Source organism: Ancylobacter sp. GW821-FHT10E12 (assembly GCF_058809335.1).
The window spans coordinates 18,203-32,179 of record NZ_JBXASN010000028.1; the positions used below are offsets into that span (position 1 = coordinate 18,203).

Genomic DNA, 13,977 nt, shown 5'->3' on the forward strand with positions numbered 1-13,977 from the left:
GGCAAAGTTCCTAAAATGCGGCGGCCTTCGAGCCGGGGAATGGGGGGAGCGGCTCGAACGCCGCGCTCACTGCTCAGTAGTGATCTTCGAACCGCTTGGCGAGATCCTCGATGTTCTCCGGCGGCCAGCCCGGCACTTCCATGCCGAGATGCAGGCCCATGCTGGCGAGCACTTCCTTGATCTCGTTCAGCGACTTGCGGCCGAAGTTCGGGGTACGGAGCATCTCCGCCTCGGTCTTCTGGATCAGGTCGCCGATATAGACGATGTTGTCGTTCTTCAGGCAGTTGGCCGAACGCACCGAGAGTTCGAGCTCGTCCACCTTCTTGAGGAGCGCCGGGTTGAAGGGCAGCTCCTGCATGGCGGGGCTCTCGGCCTCGCGCTTGGGCTCCTCGAAATTCACGAAGATCTCGAGCTGGTCCTGCAGGATGCGCGCGGCATAGGCGAGCGCGTCCTCCGGGCCGATCGAGCCGTTGGTCTCGATGGTCATGGTCAGCTTGTCATAGTCGAGGATCTGGCCCTCGCGGGTGTTCTCGACCTTGTAGGAGACCTTCTTCACCGGCGAGTACAGGCTGTCGACGGGGATGAGACCGATCGGCGCGTCCTCGGGCCGGTTGCGGTCGGCGGCGACATAGCCCTTGCCGGTATCGACCGTGAACTCCATGCGGATCTCGGCGCCGTCGTCGAGGGTGCACAGAACCAGCTCGGGGTTCAGCACCTGCACGTCGCCGACCGTCTGGATGTCGCCGGCGGTGACGACGCCCGGACCCTGCTTCTTCACCACCATGCGCTTGGGGCCATCGCCAGCCATCTTGATGGCGATGTCCTTGATGTTCAGCACGATGTCGGTCACGTCCTCGCGGACGCCCGGGATCGACGAGAACTCGTGCAGCACGCCGTCAATGTGGACGGACGTCACCGCCGCGCCCTGCAGCGACGACAGGAGGATACGGCGCAGAGCATTGCCGAGCGTCTGGCCGAAGCCGCGCTCCAGCGGCTCGGCGACCACGGTCGCGAGGCGCTTGGCATCGCTCCCGGCGGAGACTTCGAGCTTTTCGGGCTTGATGAGCTCTTGCCAGTTCTTCTGAATCACTTGCGTCACCCTTGCTGTCGACGGAGCCGCGGGCACCCTGCCCTGCGACCGCCGCTCCGGCCCTGGGGCCGGAGAGAATGCCAAACGCAGCGGACCCGGCGGCGAGTGGCGCCGCCGGCCGTCAAATGCGTCAGACGCGCCGGCGCTTGCGCGGACGGCAACCATTGTGCGGGATCGGGGTGACGTCACGGATCGACGTCACCATGAAACCCGCCGCCTGGAACGCGCGCAGAGCCGACTCGCGACCCGAACCCGGACCCGAGACCTCGACTTCCAGCGTGCGCATGCCGTGCTCCGACGCCTTGCGCGCGCAATCCTCGGCCGCGACCTGCGCGGCATACGGCGTCGACTTGCGGGAGCCCTTGAAGCCCATGGCACCAGCCGACGACCAGGCAATGGTGTTGCCCTGCGCATCGGTGATGGTGATCATGGTGTTGTTGAACGACGCGTTCACATGAGCCACGCCGGAGGCGATGTTCTTGCGCTCGCGACGCTTAATGCGAGTGGTATCCTTGGCCATAAACTTCTCGATCCTTCAGACGCGCCCGTAGTGCCAGGCGCTCGGGACAAACAGGCAGGCGAAACCCGCGGCCGCAGCCGCAGGCACGAAAGAAGCGGGCCGAAGCCCGCCTCGACTCACTTCTTCTTGCCGGCGATCGGCTTCGACGGACCCTTGCGGGTGCGGGCATTGGTGTGGGTGCGCTGACCGCGCACCGGCAGGCCGCGGCGGTGGCGCAGGCCGCGATAGCAGCCGAGGTCCATCAGGCGCTTGATGTTCATCGCGACTTCGCGACGCAGGTCGCCTTCCACGACATAGTCGCGGTCGATGGCTTCGCGGATCTGGAGCACTTCCTGGTCGGTCAGCTGATTGACGCGACGATCCAGAGGAATGCCGACCTTCGACACGATGTCGGCCGCGTTCTTCGCGCCGATGCCGTGAATGTACTGAAGCGCAATGATGACGCGCTTGTTGGTCGGAATGTTTACGCCTGCGATACGGGCCACGTGCCGTCTCCATGTAAACCGGGCGAACCCGGTGACGAATGAACCCCGCGTCCGGTGGAGGCCGGCCCATGCAGGGACACACACAAGGCGCCGCTCGACATCGCAAACGATGTCGAAGAACGACGCCCGCTTAAGTGAAGCGCGGCTCTTAGTGCGATTCCGGCGTCGAGTCAAGCCCAGCACCGGAATCGCCGATGCCGCTCACACCGTTTCGAGAAGCTCGGCGATCGCCGTCTCGACCTCGTCGATCGGGCGCATGCCGTCGACCGCCACCAGCAGACCGCGTTCCGCGTAATAGGGAGAGACGACGGCGGTGTCGCGATTGAAGGCCTCGAGCCGGGTCTTGAAGATCTCCGGGTCGTCGTCCCTGCGCACCGGCTCGCCGCGTTCGAGGGCTTCCCGGGCGCGCTGGAGGATGCGACCGACCAGCTTCTCCTGGTCGACCCGGAACTCGATCACCGCGTCGAGCTTCTGGCCCTTCTCGGCGAGCATCTTGTCGAGCGCCACCGCCTGGGCGACCGTGCGCGGAAAGCCGTCGAGGATGAATCCCTTGGCGGCGTCCGGCTGGTCGATCCGGTCGGCGACGATATCGATCACGATGTCGTCGGACACCAGCTTGCCGGCATCCATGACTTCCTTGGCCCGCAGGCCGACGGGCGTCCCGTTGCGCACCGCCTCGCGCAGCATGTCCCCGGTCGACAGCTGCACGATGCCGTGCCGCGCGACCAGACGCTGCGCCTGAGTTCCCTTGCCCGCTCCCGGCGGACCAAGAAGAATCAGTCTCATCGACGCTTCCCCCTGAGCTTGGCCTTCTTGACCAGCCCCTCATATTGATGCGCCAGCAAGTGTCCCTGAACCTGGGCCACCGTGTCCATCGTCACGCTGACGACGATGAGCAGGGACGTGCCGCCGAAATAGAACGGCACGGCGGCATAGGAGATCAGAATCTCAGGGAACAGGCAGACGATCGCTAGGTAAGCAGCGCCGATGACCGTGATGCGAGTCAGCACATAGTCGATATACTCGGCCGTACGCTCGCCGGGACGGATGCCGGGAATGAAGCCGCCATGCTTCTTCAGGTTGTCCGCGGTCTCGGTCGGGTTGAACACGATCGCGGTGTAGAAGAAGCAGAAGAACACGATCAGCGCCACATAGAGCAGCATGAACAGCGGCTGGCCATGGCCGATCAGGGTCGTCACCGTGGTCAGCCATTCCGGTCCCCTGCCCTGCATGAAGCTGGCGACGGTGGTCGGGATGAGCAGCAGCGAGGAGGCGAAGATCGGCGGGATGACGCCCGACGAGTTCAGCTTCAGCGGCAGGTGCGAGGACTGGCCCTCATACACCTTGTTGCCGACCTGGCGCTTCGGATACTGGATCAGCAGCCGCCGCTGCGCCCGCTCCATGAACACGATGAACATGATGACGGCGACCGCCATCAGGATCACCGCGATGATGATGCCGGTCGAGATCGCGCCCTGGCGGCCGAGCTCCAGCGTGTTGGCGATCGCCGAGGGCAGCTCCGCCACGATGCCGGCGAAGATGATCAGCGAGATGCCGTTGCCGATGCCGCGCGAGGTGATCTGCTCGCCGAGCCACATCAGGAACATGGTGCCGCCGGTCAGCGTGATCACCGTCGAGATGCGGAAGAACCAGCCGGGATCGGCCACGACCGCGCCCGAGCCTTCGAGGCCGACGGCGATGCCGTAGGACTGGAACACCGCGAGCACCACCGTGAGGTAGCGCGTGTACTGGTTGATGGTCTTGCGGCCGGCCTCGCCTTCCTTCTTCAGCGCTTCCAGCGTCGGGGAGACGGTGGTCAGCAGCTGAACGATGATGGAGGCGGAGATGTACGGCATGATGTTCAGGGCGAAGATGGCCATGCGCGAGACGGCGCCGCCCGAGAACATGTTGAAGAGGCCGATGATGCCCTGCTGCGCGGTGCGGAACACGTCCGCAAGCGCGTCGGGATTGATCCCGGGCATCGGAATATAGGTGCCTAGCCGATAGACGAGAAGCGCACCCAGCGTGAACCAGATGCGCTTCTTCAGTTCTTCGGCTTTTGCCAGAGCACCGAAATTGAGGTTAGCCGCGAGTTGTTCCGCTGCGGACGCCATGGTGGCTTCGCTCCTCGCCTGTGCCCTGTATCAATACGAAAGACCTGACTTAAGCGTCAGGCCTCCGTTTCGCCAGAGGTCGTCGACACCGCGAGCAGCGTCACAGTGCCACCGGCCTTCTCGATCGCCGCGACGGCCGACTTGGTCGCATGGGCGACTTCGAGCACGACCTTGGCGGTCAGCTCACCCGAGCCCAGCACCCGCACGCCGGCCTTGGCGCGACGCAGCGCGCCGGCGGCGACGAGGGCCGCCTCGGTGATCGGCTGCTTCGCATCCAGCTTGCCGGCATCGATCGCGGTCTGGATGCGGCCGAGGGAGACCTCGTTCCAGTCCAGCGCGAAGATGTTGTGGAAGCCGCGCTTGGGCAGACGGCGATGCAGGGGCATCTGACCGCCTTCGAAGCCCTTGATCGCGACGCCGGTGCGCGAGGTCTGACCCTTCACGCCACGGCCGCCGGTCTTGCCCTTGCCGGAACCGATACCCCGGGCGACGCGCATGCGCTTCTTGCGTGCGCCTTCGTTGTCTTTGATGTCGTTGAGGCTGCTCATCGCCTGTCTCCTTCGCCCGCCGTCACGCTTCGACGACGCGAACGAGGTGGCGGACCTTGAAGATCATGCCACGCACGGCCGGGGTGTCCTCGAGCGTCGAACGACGCCCGAGCTTGTTCAGTCCGAGACCGACGAGCGTCGCCCGCTGGTCGCCCGGCCGGCGGATCGGGCTACCGACCTGCTCGACCGTGATCTTGGTGGTGCTGTTCGCCATGATACGCTCCAATCTGTTCCCGAAGCGCGTCAGTCGGTCGCTTCAGCGTCGTCGACACGACGGCGCGACTGAAGCTGCGACACCTTGAGGCTGCGGCGAGCCGCAACCAGGCGCGGGCTGTCCTGGTTCTTCAGCGCGTCGAAGGTCGCGCGAACCATGTTGTACGGGTTGGACGAGCCGAACGACTTCGCCACCACGTCCTGCATGCCGAGCGTCTCGAAGACGGCGCGCATCGGGCCGCCGGCGATGATGCCGGTACCAGCCGGGGCGGCGCGAAGCACCACCTTGCCGGCGCCGTGATGACCATGCACGTCATGGTGCAGGGTACGGCCTTCGCGCAGCGGCACGCGGATCAGCGCGCGCTTGGCGGCGTCCGTGGCCTTGCGGATGGCTTCCGGCACTTCGCGGGCCTTGCCGTGGCCGAAGCCCACGCGGCCCTTCTGGTCGCCTACGACGACCAGCGCGGCGAAGCCGAACCGACGGCCGCCTTTGACGACCTTGGCAACACGGTTGATGTGGACCAGCTTGTCCACGAACGTGTTGTCGCGATCCTCGCGTTCACGCTCACGTTCACGAGCCATGATCTTATCCTCGTCGTTCTGCGGGGGATCCCGCTCGTGATTAGAAGTTGAGACCGCCTTCGCGGGCGGCCTCGGCGAGCGCCTTGACGCGGCCGTGATAGATGAAGGAGCCGCGGTCGAAGACCACGTCCTTCACACCGGCTGCGACGGCACGTTCCGCCACGAGCTTGCCGATCGCCTGGGCCGCCGCGACGTCCGCGCCGGTCTTGAGGCTTTCCCGCAGATCCTTCTCAAGCGACGAGGCGGCGGCGATGGTCACGCCGCGCGCGTCGTCGATGATCTGCGCATAGATGTGCTTCGACGAGCGATGCACCGAGAGGCGCGGCCGCCCGTTCGCCGTCGCGCGCAATGCGCGGCGGACACGCGCCTTGCGGCGCTCGGTAGCGTCCTGAAACTTTGCCATGGTACCGATCCGTTACTTCTTCTTGCCTTCCTTGCGGAAGATGAATTCGCCGGCGTATTTGACGCCCTTGCCCTTGTAGGGCTCGGGGCCGCGATACTCGCGGATCTCGGCGGCGACCTGCCCGACCTTCTGACGGTCGATGCCGCTGACGACGATTTCCGTCGGCTTCGGCGTGACGATCTGGATGCCTTCCGGGATCGCATAGATCACGTCGTGGCTGTAACCCAGCGAGAGGTTCAGGTTCTTGCCCTGCACCGCCGCCTTGTAGCCGACGCCGCTGATCTCAAGCTTCTTCTCGAAGCCCTTGGTCACGCCTTCGACGAGGTTCGACACCAGCGTGCGGGACAGGCCCCACATCGCCTTGTGGCGGTTGGTCTCGCCGTTGAGCGAGAACAGGATCGCCCCGTTCTCGAGCGTCACGCCGATCTCGTCGACGACGTTCACTTGCAGGGCGCCCTTGGGGCCCTTCACCTTGACCGTCTGACCCTCGATATTGGCGGTGACGCCGGCGGGGATGGTGACGGGTGCTTTGCCGATCTTGGACATGTGCTCTCTCTCCCTCCCGATCAGAAGACCGTGAAGAGGACCTCGCCGCCCACGTTCTTGTCGCGGGCTTCGTGGTCCGCCATCACGCCCTGCGGCGTGGAGACGACAGCGACGCCAAGACCGTTGGCGACGCGCGGAAGGGTCTTGACCGACGAATAGACGCGCCGGCCAGGCTTCGAGACGCGGGAGATCTCGCGGATCACCGGCTCGCCGTCATAGTACTTCAGCTCGATCTCGAACTCCGTACGGCCATTGACCGGCTCGGAAGCCGAATAGCCGCGGATGAAGCCCTCGGCCGCCAGCACTTCCAGCACGGAAGCGCGCAGGCGCGAGCCGGGGGTCGAGATCTTTTCCTTGCGACGCATCTGCGCATTGCGGATGCGGGTGATCAGATCGCCAATCGGATCGGATGTGGACATGGGTCGACCCTCCTCACCAGCTCGACTTGACGAGGCCGGGCACCTGACCCTGCGAACCAAGTTCGCGGAGCGCGATGCGCGACATCTTCAGCTTGCGATAATACGCGCGCGGACGGCCCGTGATCTCGCAACGGTTGCGAATGCGGACCTTTGCCGAGTTGCGCGGAAGCTCAGCCAGCTTGAGGACCGCGGCGAAGCGCTCCTCGATCGGCAGTTCCTTGTTCTGGACAAGGGCCTTCAGGCGCGAACGCTTGCCGGAATAGTTCTTGGCGAGCTTCCGACGGTGTTCGTTCTTTTCGACGGCGCTTTTCTTCGCCATATGCTTTTGCTCCTAGCTCTCCGCGTTTGGGGCTCCCGCCCCACGGCCGGAAGGGGATGCTTACTGACGGAACGGGAAGTTGAAGGCCTTCAGAAGCGCGCGCGCCTCTTCGTCCGTCTTCGCCGTCGTGCAGACGATGATGTCCATGCCCCACATCTGATCAACCTTGTCGTAGTTGATCTCGGGGAACACGATGTGCTCCTTGATGCCCATGGCGAAATTGCCACGGCCGTCAAAGCTCTTCGGGTTCAGGCCGCGGAAGTCGCGAACGCGCGGCAGCGCGATGGTGACCAAGCGGTCGACGAACTCGTACATGCGGGTCTTGCGAAGGGTGACCTTCGCGCCGACCGGCTGGTTCTCGCGCAGCTTGAAGTTCGAGATCGCCTGGCGGGCGCGGGTGACGACCGGCTTCTGGCCGGCGATCATCGCGAGGTCCGCGGCGGCGGTCTGCACCTTCTTGGTGTCGGCCGTGGCTTCACCCACGCCCATGTTGATGACGACCTTCTCGATGGTCGGCACTTCCATGGGGTTCTTGTAGCCGAACTGCTCGATCATCTTCGGGCGGACGACGTCCTCGTAGAAGGACTTCAGCCGCGGGCTGTAGCTGGTCTCAGCCATCGATCTTCTCCCCCGAGCGCTTGGCGACGCGCACCTTGCTGCCGTCGGCCTGCACAAGGAAACCGACGCGGGTCGGCTTGCCGTCCTTCGGATCGGCGATCGCGATATTCGACAGGTCGATCGAGGCCTCTTTCGAGATGATCCCGCCTTCCTGGTTCGCGGTCTGCCGCTGATGGCGCTTCACCAGGTTAACGCCGCGAACCTTCGCGGTGCCTTCCTTCGGAAGCACTTCAATGACTTCGCCGTTGCGGCCCTTGTCGCGACCGGCGAGGACGACGACCTTGTCGCCCTTCTTGATTTTCGCCGCCATCACAGCACCTCCGGCGCCAGCGAGATGATCTTCATGTGGTTCTTCGCGCGAAGTTCGCGCGGCACCGGTCCGAAGATACGGGTGCCGACCGGCTCTTTGTTGTTGTTGATCAGCACGGCCGCATTGCGGTCGAAGCGGATCACCGTCCCGTCGACGCGGCGGATGTCCTTGGCGGTACGAACGACCACCGCCTTCATCACGTCGCCCTTCTTAACACGGCCGCGCGGAATAGCTTCCTTCACCGACACCACGATGATGTCGCCGACATGGGCGTATTTACGCTTCGAACCGCCAAGCACCTTGATGCACATGACGCGACGCGCGCCGGAATTGTCCGCCACGTCGAGATTGGTCTGCATCTGGATCATGACGCACCTATTTCTCGTAAACCTGCGCGCTACGGTTAAACCGCCGCACCCTCAACCCCGTTTCCGGGAAGCTCAGACTTCAACCCGCTTCTCGCCCTGGACGACCGTCCAGTGCTTCAGCTTGGACAGAGGACGACTCTCCTCGATCCAGACGGTATCGCCTTCCTTCCAGGCATTCGCCTCGTCGTGGGCGTGATACTTCTTGGAACGGCGGACGGTCTTCTTCAGCAGCGGATGCGTGAAACGACGCTCGACACGGACCACGACGGTCTTGTCCTGCTTGTCACTCACCACGACGCCCTGCAGCAAACGCTTCGGCATCGTTATCTCCTCACTTGGCCTGGGCCGCGGTAGCGGCCTTCTGCGCCTGGATCGTCTTGATCCGCGCGATATCGCGGCGGATCTGACGCACGCGCGCGGTGTTCTCCATCTGACCGGTCGCCTTCTGGAAGCGCAGGTTGAACTGCTCCTTCTTCAGGTTGAGCAGCTCGTCGCTGAGCTCGTCGACGGTCTTGGTCCGGATGTCGGAAGCCTTCGTCATGATTCCCTCCGTCACTCGGCGATACGTTCGACGAAGCGCGTCTTGATCGGCAGCTTGGCAGCCGCCAGCGTCAGCGCTTCCTTGGCGATCTCCTGGCTCACGCCATCGATCTCGAACATGATTCGGCCAGGCTTGACCTTGGCGGCCCAGAATTCGGGAGCGCCCTTGCCCTTGCCCATGCGGACTTCGGTCGGCTTCTTCGACACCGGCACGTCCGGGAACACCCGGATCCACACGCGGCCCGCACGCTTCATGTGACGGGTCAGCGCGCGGCGCGCGGCTTCGATCTGGCGTGCAGTGACACGCTCCGGCTCCATCGCCTTCAGCCCGAACTGGCCGAAATTGAGGTCAGTTCCGCCCTTCGCGGCACCGTGGATACGGCCCTTGAACTGCTTACGGAACTTTGTGCGCTTTGGTTGCAACATAGCTCGCGCCTCTCATTATTCTCGTATCTGGCTCACGCCGCGTCGCGGCGCGAGGGACGGCCACCCGACGGCTCGGAGTCCGCAAGGCGCTTGTCCTGCGCCATGGGATCGTGCTCGAGGATTTCGCCCTTGAAGATCCAGACCTTGACACCGCAGGTGCCGTAGGTCGTGAAGGCGGTGGCCGTACCGTAATCCACGTCCGCGCGCAAGGTGTGAAGCGGCACGCGCCCTTCACGATACCATTCGAGACGGGCGATTTCCGCGCCGCCGAGGCGGCCGGAGCAGTTGATACGGATGCCTTCGGCGCCCAAACGCATCGCCGACTGCACGGCGCGCTTCATGGCGCGACGGAACGCCACACGGCGCTCGAGCTGCTGGGCGATCGATTCGGCGACCAGGCGCGCGTCGATTTCCGGCTTCCGAATCTCGACGATGTTGATGAACACCTCCGAGGCGGTCATCTCGGCAACCTTCTTGCGAAGCTTGTCGATGTCGGCGCCCTTCTTGCCGATCACCACACCCGGACGCGCCGAGTGGATGGTGACGCGGCACTTCTTGTGCGGGCGCTCGATCACGATCTTGGAGACGGCAGCCTGCTTGAGCAGCTTCTGCAGCATCTCGCGGATCTTGATGTCTTCATGCAGCAGCTGGCCGTATTCGCCCTTGCTGGCGAACCAGCGCGAATCCCAGGTGCGGTTGATGCCGAGCCGGAGCCCGACCGGGTTGACCTTCTGACCCATCAGGCCTTCTCCTCGACTTCACGCACCACGATCGTGATATGCGAGAACGGCTTCTCGATGCGGCTCGCCCGGCCGCGGGCACGGGCCGCGAACCGCTTCATGACGAGACCCTTGCCGACATGCGCCTCGGCGACGACGAGATCGTCGACGTCGAGCTCATGATTGTTCTCGGCATTCGCGATCGCCGATTCCAGGCACTTCTTCACGTCGACCGCGATCCGCTTGCGGGAGAACTGCAGGTCGGCGAGCGCTGTCGCGACCTTCTTCCCCCGGATCAGTCCGGCGACGAGGTTGAGCTTCTGGGGGCTGACGCGAAGGTTACGCGCAACCGCCTTGGCTTCCGTATCCGCGAGCGTGCGCGGACGAGCTGCCTTTCCCATGACCCCTGCCTCTACTTGCGCTTGGCTTTCTTGTCCGCCGCGTGCCCGTAATAGGTACGGGTCGGGGCGAACTCGCCGAACTTGTGGCCGACCATGTCCTCGTTCACCGAGACCGGGACATGCTTGTTACCGTTATAGACGCCGAAGGTGATGCCCACGAACTGGGGCAGGATCGTGGAGCGACGGCTCCAGATCTTGACGACCTCGTGACGCCCCGAACCGCGCACGGCTTCCGCCTTCTTGAGGAGGTAGCCGTCGACGAACGGACCTTTCCAGACCGATCGAGACATAATTCAGATTCCCTCGCTCACTTCTTGCGGGCGTGACGGCTCGACACGATGAACTTCGTGGTCGACTTGTTCTTCCGGGTCTTCTTGCCCTTGGTCGGCAAGCCCCACGGGGTGACCGGATGACGGCCGCCCGACGTGCGGCCTTCGCCGCCGCCGTGCGGATGGTCGACCGGGTTCATGGTGACGCCGCGGTTATGCGGGCGCCAGCCGAGCCAGCGTGTGCGGCCGGCCTTGCCGAGATTGGTGTTCATGTGGTCCGGGTTGGACACCGCACCCACCGTGCCGCAGCACTCGCCGTGAACCAGGCGCTGCTCGCCGGAGTTGAGACGCAGGATCACGTAACCCTGGTCGCGACCGACGATCTGCGCGTAGGAGCCGGCGGAACGGGCAATCTGGCCGCCCTTGCCGATCTTCAGCTCGACATTATGCACGATCGTGCCGACCGGCAGGTTGGCGAGCGGCGCGGTGTTGCCGGGCTTCACGTCGACGCTCTTGGAAGCGAGGACCTGATCGCCGACCGCAAGGCGCTGCGGAGCCAGGATGTAGCTCAGCTCGCCGTCCTCATACTTGATGAGGGCGATGAACGCCGTGCGGTTGGGATCGTACTCGATCCGCTCCACCACGGCCGGCACATCGCGCTTGGCGCGCTTGAAGTCGACCACGCGATAGGCCTGCTTGTGACCGCCGCCGCGGAAGCGGACGGTCACGCGACCGGTGTTGTTGCGGCCGCCAGCTTCCGACTTGCCCTCGGTCAGCGTCTTGACCGGCTTGCCCTTGTAGAGGGCCGAACGGTCGACGATGACGAGCTGACGGAGGCTCGGCGTTACCGGCTTGAAGGTTTTGAGCGCCATGTCTCTGATCCCTTGTCCCGGCTCACAGACCCGTCGTGATGTCGATGGAGTGTCCCTCGGCGAGGGTCACGACCGCCTTCTTCACGTCGTTCTGCACGCCCTTGCGGCCCTTGAAGAACTTCGTCTTCCCCTTGCGGACCAGCGTGTTGACGCTCTCGACCTTCACGTCGAAGAGCTTCTCGACCGCCTCCTTGATCTGCGGCTTGGTAGCCGTCAGAGCAACCTTGAAGACGACCTTGTTATGCTCGGACGCAGCCGTGGCCTTCTCGGTGATGACCGGGGACACGATCACGTCGTAGTGGCGCGGATCGAGACTCATTTGAAGCGCGCCTCCAGAGCGTCGACAGCCGCCTTCGTCAGCACCAGGGTCTGGCGACGCAGGATGTCGTAGACGTTGATGCCCTGCACGGGCAGCACGTCGAGGTGGATAATGTTGCGCGAGGCGAGGCCGAAATTGGCATCGACCTGCGCACCCGAGATCACCAGCGCGTTCGACAGGCCGAGGCTGGCCAGCCGCTCCTTGAGCAGCTTGGTCTTCGGCTCGGCGAGCGTCGCGTCGTCCAGGACGATGATCTGCTGATCCTTCGCCTTGGCGGAGAGCGCGTGCTTCAGGGCGAGCGCGCGGACCTTCTTCGGCAGCTCACTCGCATGGCTGCGCTGAACCGGACCGAACGCCTTGGCGCCGCCGCGGAACTGCGGAGCGGAAGCCGCGCCGTGGCGGGCGCCGCCGGTGCCCTTCTGCTTGTACATCTTCCGCTTGGTGCGGTTGACGTCCGCGCGGGAAAGCGTCTGATGCGTCCCCGCCTGACGGCGCGACAGCTGCCACACCACGCAGCGATGCAGAATGTCCTGGCGGGGCTCGAGACCGAAGATCTCGTCCGACAGCGTCACGGAGCCGGCATCGGCCCCTTCGAGAGTTTTGACGGCGAGTTCCATCACACAGTCTCCTCGGCGCTCGCCTCGGTCGCGGGAGCGACGTCGGCAGACGGAGCGTCGACCTCGCCCACGATCCGGAACTTGCCGGGCTTGGGTGCATCGGCCGGCAGCGTCTTCTTCACCGCGTCGGCAACCAGGATCCAGCCACCCTTGTGGCCGGGTACGGCGCCTTCGACGGCGATCAGGCCGCGCTCCACGTCCGTGAGCACCACCTTGAGATTCTGGGTGGTCACGGTCTCGACGCCCATGTGACCGGGCATCTTCTTGTTCTTGAAGGTCTTGCCCGGGTCCTGACGGCCGCCGGTCGAACCGATCGAACGGTGCGAGATCGACACGCCGTGGGTGGCCCGCAGACCGCCGAAGTTGTGACGCTTCATGCCGCCGGCAAAACCCTTGCCGGTGGAAGTGCCCGTCACGTCGACGAACTGGCCGACCACGAAGTGATCCACCGTGAGCTCCGCCCCGACCGGGATGAGCCCGTCTTCCTCGACCCGGAACTCGGCGAGCTTGCGCTTGGGCTCGACCTTCGCAACCGCGAAGTGCCCGCGCATGGCGCGCGTCGTGTTCTGCGGCTTTGCACGGCCGACGCCGAGCTGAACCGCAACATATCCGTTCTTGTCGAGTGTCCGGTGGGCAACCACCTGGCAATTATCGACTTTCAGCACAGTGACCGGAATATGCTCACCAGCATCGGTAAAGATGCGGGTCATTCCGACCTTCTGGGCGATGACGCCTGACCGCATGGCCGTGTCCCCTCGCCTTCTCTCAGAGCTTGATCTCGACGTCGACACCCGCAGCGAGGTCGAGCTTCATCAGCGCGTCCACGGTCTGGGGGGTCGGGTCGACGATGTCCAGCAGACGCTTATGCGTCCGCATTTCGAACTGCTCACGCGACTTCTTGTCGACGTGAGGAGAGCGGTTGACCGTGAATTTCTCGATCCGCGTCGGCAGCGGAATAGGTCCGCGGACCTGGGCGCCGGTACGCTTCGCCGTGTTGACGATTTCGCGCGTCGAAGCGTCCAATATACGATGATCGAACGCCTTCAGGCGGATCCGAATGTTCTGGCCGTTCATTTGACTTCAAGGCTCCCAGAGGGCTCGCCAATAGGGCTCTATTACGAGCTCCACGAAAAAGAGGCGCAGGCGAACCAGCGCCCCTCGGGATTGCTTCAACTCACTCGATGATGCTGGCGACGACGCCGGCACCGACGGTGCGTCCGCCTTCGCGGATGGCGAAGCGCAGCTTGTCTTCCATCGCGATCGGCACGATCAGCGCCAC

27 protein-coding genes are annotated in these 13,977 nt (G+C 64.3%); all 27 read right to left on the bottom strand.

Going from position 1 to position 13,977, the window contains the following annotated elements; translation table 11 throughout:
• Positions 1–73: 73 nt before the first annotated feature.
• Positions 74–1,099 (bottom strand): DNA-directed RNA polymerase subunit alpha, encoded by a 1,026-nt coding sequence (locus AC1RU4_RS25330; protein WP_492894495.1) that lies wholly within the window; start codon positions 1,097–1,099, stop codon positions 74–76.
• A 121-nt stretch (positions 1,100–1,220) separates the two neighbouring features.
• Positions 1,221–1,610, bottom strand: a complete 390-nt coding sequence (gene rpsK, locus AC1RU4_RS25335) for a 30S ribosomal protein S11 (RefSeq protein WP_213356507.1) — start codon at positions 1,608–1,610, stop codon at positions 1,221–1,223.
• Positions 1,611–1,726: 116 nt separating this feature from the next.
• Entirely contained in the window at positions 1,727–2,095 is a 369-nt protein-coding gene (gene rpsM / locus AC1RU4_RS25340) for a 30S ribosomal protein S13 (protein WP_492894497.1), read from the bottom strand.
• Positions 2,096–2,296: 201 nt separating this feature from the next.
• Positions 2,297–2,881: an adenylate kinase gene (locus AC1RU4_RS25345; protein ID WP_492894499.1), complete on the bottom strand. Its 585-nt coding sequence runs from the start codon at positions 2,879–2,881 to the stop codon at positions 2,297–2,299.
• Complete coding sequence (gene secY / locus AC1RU4_RS25350) at positions 2,878–4,209, bottom strand: preprotein translocase subunit SecY (RefSeq protein WP_492894501.1); 1,332 nt, start codon at positions 4,207–4,209, stop codon at positions 2,878–2,880. Before secY ends, AC1RU4_RS25345 begins: the two co-directional genes overlap by 4 nt.
• 56 nt (positions 4,210–4,265) lie before the next feature.
• Complete coding sequence (rplO, locus tag AC1RU4_RS25355; protein ID WP_492894503.1) at positions 4,266–4,757, bottom strand: 50S ribosomal protein L15; 492 nt, start codon at positions 4,755–4,757, stop codon at positions 4,266–4,268.
• Positions 4,758–4,779: 22 nt separating this feature from the next.
• Positions 4,780–4,971: a 50S ribosomal protein L30 gene (rpmD, locus tag AC1RU4_RS25360; RefSeq protein WP_492894505.1), complete on the bottom strand. Its 192-nt coding sequence runs from the start codon at positions 4,969–4,971 to the stop codon at positions 4,780–4,782.
• A gap of 29 nt (positions 4,972–5,000) precedes the next feature.
• Positions 5,001–5,552, bottom strand: a complete 552-nt coding sequence (gene rpsE, locus AC1RU4_RS25365) for a 30S ribosomal protein S5 (protein WP_170010303.1) — start codon at positions 5,550–5,552, stop codon at positions 5,001–5,003.
• 40 nt (positions 5,553–5,592) lie between these two features.
• Entirely contained in the window at positions 5,593–5,955 is a 363-nt protein-coding gene (rplR, locus tag AC1RU4_RS25370) for a 50S ribosomal protein L18 (RefSeq protein WP_492894507.1), read from the bottom strand.
• 12 nt (positions 5,956–5,967) lie between these two features.
• Positions 5,968–6,501: a 50S ribosomal protein L6 gene (gene rplF / locus AC1RU4_RS25375; RefSeq protein ID WP_492894509.1), complete on the bottom strand. Its 534-nt coding sequence runs from the start codon at positions 6,499–6,501 to the stop codon at positions 5,968–5,970.
• A gap of 20 nt (positions 6,502–6,521) precedes the next feature.
• The gene (gene rpsH, locus AC1RU4_RS25380; RefSeq protein WP_213359085.1) at positions 6,522–6,920 is read right to left on the bottom strand and encodes a 30S ribosomal protein S8; all 399 of its coding nucleotides are present in this window, start codon (positions 6,918–6,920) and stop codon (positions 6,522–6,524) included.
• Positions 6,921–6,933: 13 nt separating this feature from the next.
• Positions 6,934–7,239 carry a 30S ribosomal protein S14 gene (gene rpsN / locus AC1RU4_RS25385; RefSeq protein ID WP_492894512.1) on the bottom strand — a complete coding sequence of 102 codons (306 nt, stop codon included), beginning with the start codon at positions 7,237–7,239 and terminating at the stop codon, positions 6,934–6,936.
• A gap of 60 nt (positions 7,240–7,299) precedes the next feature.
• The gene (rplE, locus tag AC1RU4_RS25390) at positions 7,300–7,857 is read right to left on the bottom strand and encodes a 50S ribosomal protein L5 (RefSeq protein WP_492894514.1); all 558 of its coding nucleotides are present in this window, start codon (positions 7,855–7,857) and stop codon (positions 7,300–7,302) included.
• On the bottom strand, positions 7,850–8,167 hold the full coding sequence (gene rplX, locus AC1RU4_RS25395; protein ID WP_492894516.1) for a 50S ribosomal protein L24: 318 nt from the start codon (positions 8,165–8,167) through the stop codon (positions 7,850–7,852). The genes rplE and rplX overlap by 8 nt, the downstream gene beginning before the upstream one ends.
• A complete protein-coding gene (rplN, locus tag AC1RU4_RS25400) occupies positions 8,167–8,535 on the bottom strand; it encodes a 50S ribosomal protein L14 (protein WP_163073307.1) in 369 nt (122 codons plus the stop codon). The genes rplX and rplN overlap by 1 nt, the downstream gene beginning before the upstream one ends.
• Before the next feature lie 72 nt (positions 8,536–8,607).
• Positions 8,608–8,856, bottom strand: coding sequence for a 30S ribosomal protein S17 (gene rpsQ, locus AC1RU4_RS25405; protein WP_492894518.1), 249 nt, complete (start codon positions 8,854–8,856; stop codon positions 8,608–8,610).
• Between the two features lie 10 nt (positions 8,857–8,866).
• Positions 8,867–9,076 carry a 50S ribosomal protein L29 gene (rpmC, locus tag AC1RU4_RS25410; RefSeq protein WP_492894520.1) on the bottom strand — a complete coding sequence of 70 codons (210 nt, stop codon included), beginning with the start codon at positions 9,074–9,076 and terminating at the stop codon, positions 8,867–8,869.
• 11 nt (positions 9,077–9,087) lie between these two features.
• Complete coding sequence (gene rplP / locus AC1RU4_RS25415) at positions 9,088–9,501, bottom strand: 50S ribosomal protein L16 (protein ID WP_492894522.1); 414 nt, start codon at positions 9,499–9,501, stop codon at positions 9,088–9,090.
• Between the two features lie 32 nt (positions 9,502–9,533).
• Positions 9,534–10,241: a 30S ribosomal protein S3 gene (gene rpsC / locus AC1RU4_RS25420; RefSeq protein ID WP_492894524.1), complete on the bottom strand. Its 708-nt coding sequence runs from the start codon at positions 10,239–10,241 to the stop codon at positions 9,534–9,536.
• Positions 10,241–10,621: a 50S ribosomal protein L22 gene (rplV, locus tag AC1RU4_RS25425; RefSeq protein ID WP_492894526.1), complete on the bottom strand. Its 381-nt coding sequence runs from the start codon at positions 10,619–10,621 to the stop codon at positions 10,241–10,243. The genes rpsC and rplV overlap by 1 nt, the downstream gene beginning before the upstream one ends.
• An 11-nt stretch (positions 10,622–10,632) precedes the next feature.
• The gene (gene rpsS, locus AC1RU4_RS25430; protein WP_492894528.1) at positions 10,633–10,911 is read right to left on the bottom strand and encodes a 30S ribosomal protein S19; all 279 of its coding nucleotides are present in this window, start codon (positions 10,909–10,911) and stop codon (positions 10,633–10,635) included.
• Between the two features lie 17 nt (positions 10,912–10,928).
• Positions 10,929–11,762: a 50S ribosomal protein L2 gene (gene rplB, locus AC1RU4_RS25435; RefSeq protein ID WP_492894530.1), complete on the bottom strand. Its 834-nt coding sequence runs from the start codon at positions 11,760–11,762 to the stop codon at positions 10,929–10,931.
• Between the two features lie 22 nt (positions 11,763–11,784).
• On the bottom strand, positions 11,785–12,081 hold the full coding sequence (locus tag AC1RU4_RS25440) for a 50S ribosomal protein L23 (RefSeq protein ID WP_152301884.1): 297 nt from the start codon (positions 12,079–12,081) through the stop codon (positions 11,785–11,787).
• Entirely contained in the window at positions 12,078–12,698 is a 621-nt protein-coding gene (rplD, locus tag AC1RU4_RS25445) for a 50S ribosomal protein L4 (RefSeq protein ID WP_492894532.1), read from the bottom strand. Before rplD ends, AC1RU4_RS25440 begins: the two co-directional genes overlap by 4 nt.
• Positions 12,698–13,441 (bottom strand): 50S ribosomal protein L3, encoded by a 744-nt coding sequence (gene rplC, locus AC1RU4_RS25450; protein WP_492894534.1) that lies wholly within the window; start codon positions 13,439–13,441, stop codon positions 12,698–12,700. Before rplC ends, rplD begins: the two co-directional genes overlap by 1 nt.
• A 22-nt stretch (positions 13,442–13,463) precedes the next feature.
• Complete coding sequence (rpsJ, locus tag AC1RU4_RS25455) at positions 13,464–13,772, bottom strand: 30S ribosomal protein S10 (RefSeq protein ID WP_068022220.1); 309 nt, start codon at positions 13,770–13,772, stop codon at positions 13,464–13,466.
• Between the two features lie 100 nt (positions 13,773–13,872).
• Positions 13,873–13,977: EF-Tu C-terminal domain-related protein (locus AC1RU4_RS25460; RefSeq protein ID WP_492894540.1), on the bottom strand; the 105-nt coding region annotated here is incomplete at its 5' end.

Coding starts and splice junctions, on each gene's coding strand:
- rpsK (WP_213356507.1), bottom strand. CDS start 1,610: ATGGCCAAGGATACCACTCGCATTAAGCGTCGCGAGCGCAAGAACATC.
- AC1RU4_RS25345 (WP_492894499.1), bottom strand. CDS start 2,881: ATGAGACTGATTCTTCTTGGTCCGCCGGGAGCGGGCAAGGGAACTCAG.
- secY (WP_492894501.1), bottom strand. CDS start 4,209: ATGGCGTCCGCAGCGGAACAACTCGCGGCTAACCTCAATTTCGGTGCT.
- rplO (WP_492894503.1), bottom strand. CDS start 4,757: ATGAGCAGCCTCAACGACATCAAAGACAACGAAGGCGCACGCAAGAAG.
- rpmD (WP_492894505.1), bottom strand. CDS start 4,971: ATGGCGAACAGCACCACCAAGATCACGGTCGAGCAGGTCGGTAGCCCG.
- rpsE (WP_170010303.1), bottom strand. CDS start 5,552: ATGGCTCGTGAACGTGAGCGTGAACGCGAGGATCGCGACAACACGTTC.
- rplR (WP_492894507.1), bottom strand. CDS start 5,955: ATGGCAAAGTTTCAGGACGCTACCGAGCGCCGCAAGGCGCGTGTCCGC.
- rplF (WP_492894509.1), bottom strand. CDS start 6,501: ATGTCCAAGATCGGCAAAGCACCCGTCACCATCCCCGCCGGCGTCACC.
- rpsH (WP_213359085.1), bottom strand. CDS start 6,920: ATGTCCACATCCGATCCGATTGGCGATCTGATCACCCGCATCCGCAAT.
- rpsN (WP_492894512.1), bottom strand. CDS start 7,239: ATGGCGAAGAAAAGCGCCGTCGAAAAGAACGAACACCGTCGGAAGCTC.
- rplE (WP_492894514.1), bottom strand. CDS start 7,857: ATGGCTGAGACCAGCTACAGCCCGCGGCTGAAGTCCTTCTACGAGGAC.
- rplX (WP_492894516.1), bottom strand. CDS start 8,167: ATGGCGGCGAAAATCAAGAAGGGCGACAAGGTCGTCGTCCTCGCCGGT.
- rplN (WP_163073307.1), bottom strand. CDS start 8,535: ATGATCCAGATGCAGACCAATCTCGACGTGGCGGACAATTCCGGCGCG.
- rpsQ (WP_492894518.1), bottom strand. CDS start 8,856: ATGCCGAAGCGTTTGCTGCAGGGCGTCGTGGTGAGTGACAAGCAGGAC.
- rpmC (WP_492894520.1), bottom strand. CDS start 9,076: ATGACGAAGGCTTCCGACATCCGGACCAAGACCGTCGACGAGCTCAGC.
- rplP (WP_492894522.1), bottom strand. CDS start 9,501: ATGTTGCAACCAAAGCGCACAAAGTTCCGTAAGCAGTTCAAGGGCCGT.
- rpsC (WP_492894524.1), bottom strand. CDS start 10,241: ATGGGTCAGAAGGTCAACCCGGTCGGGCTCCGGCTCGGCATCAACCGC.
- rplV (WP_492894526.1), bottom strand. CDS start 10,621: ATGGGAAAGGCAGCTCGTCCGCGCACGCTCGCGGATACGGAAGCCAAG.
- rpsS (WP_492894528.1), bottom strand. CDS start 10,911: ATGTCTCGATCGGTCTGGAAAGGTCCGTTCGTCGACGGCTACCTCCTC.
- rplB (WP_492894530.1), bottom strand. CDS start 11,762: ATGGCGCTCAAAACCTTCAAGCCGGTAACGCCGAGCCTCCGTCAGCTC.
- AC1RU4_RS25440 (WP_152301884.1), bottom strand. CDS start 12,081: ATGAGTCTCGATCCGCGCCACTACGACGTGATCGTGTCCCCGGTCATC.
- rplD (WP_492894532.1), bottom strand. CDS start 12,698: ATGGAACTCGCCGTCAAAACTCTCGAAGGGGCCGATGCCGGCTCCGTG.
- rplC (WP_492894534.1), bottom strand. CDS start 13,441: ATGCGGTCAGGCGTCATCGCCCAGAAGGTCGGAATGACCCGCATCTTT.
- rpsJ (WP_068022220.1), bottom strand. CDS start 13,772: ATGAACGGCCAGAACATTCGGATCCGCCTGAAGGCGTTCGATCATCGT.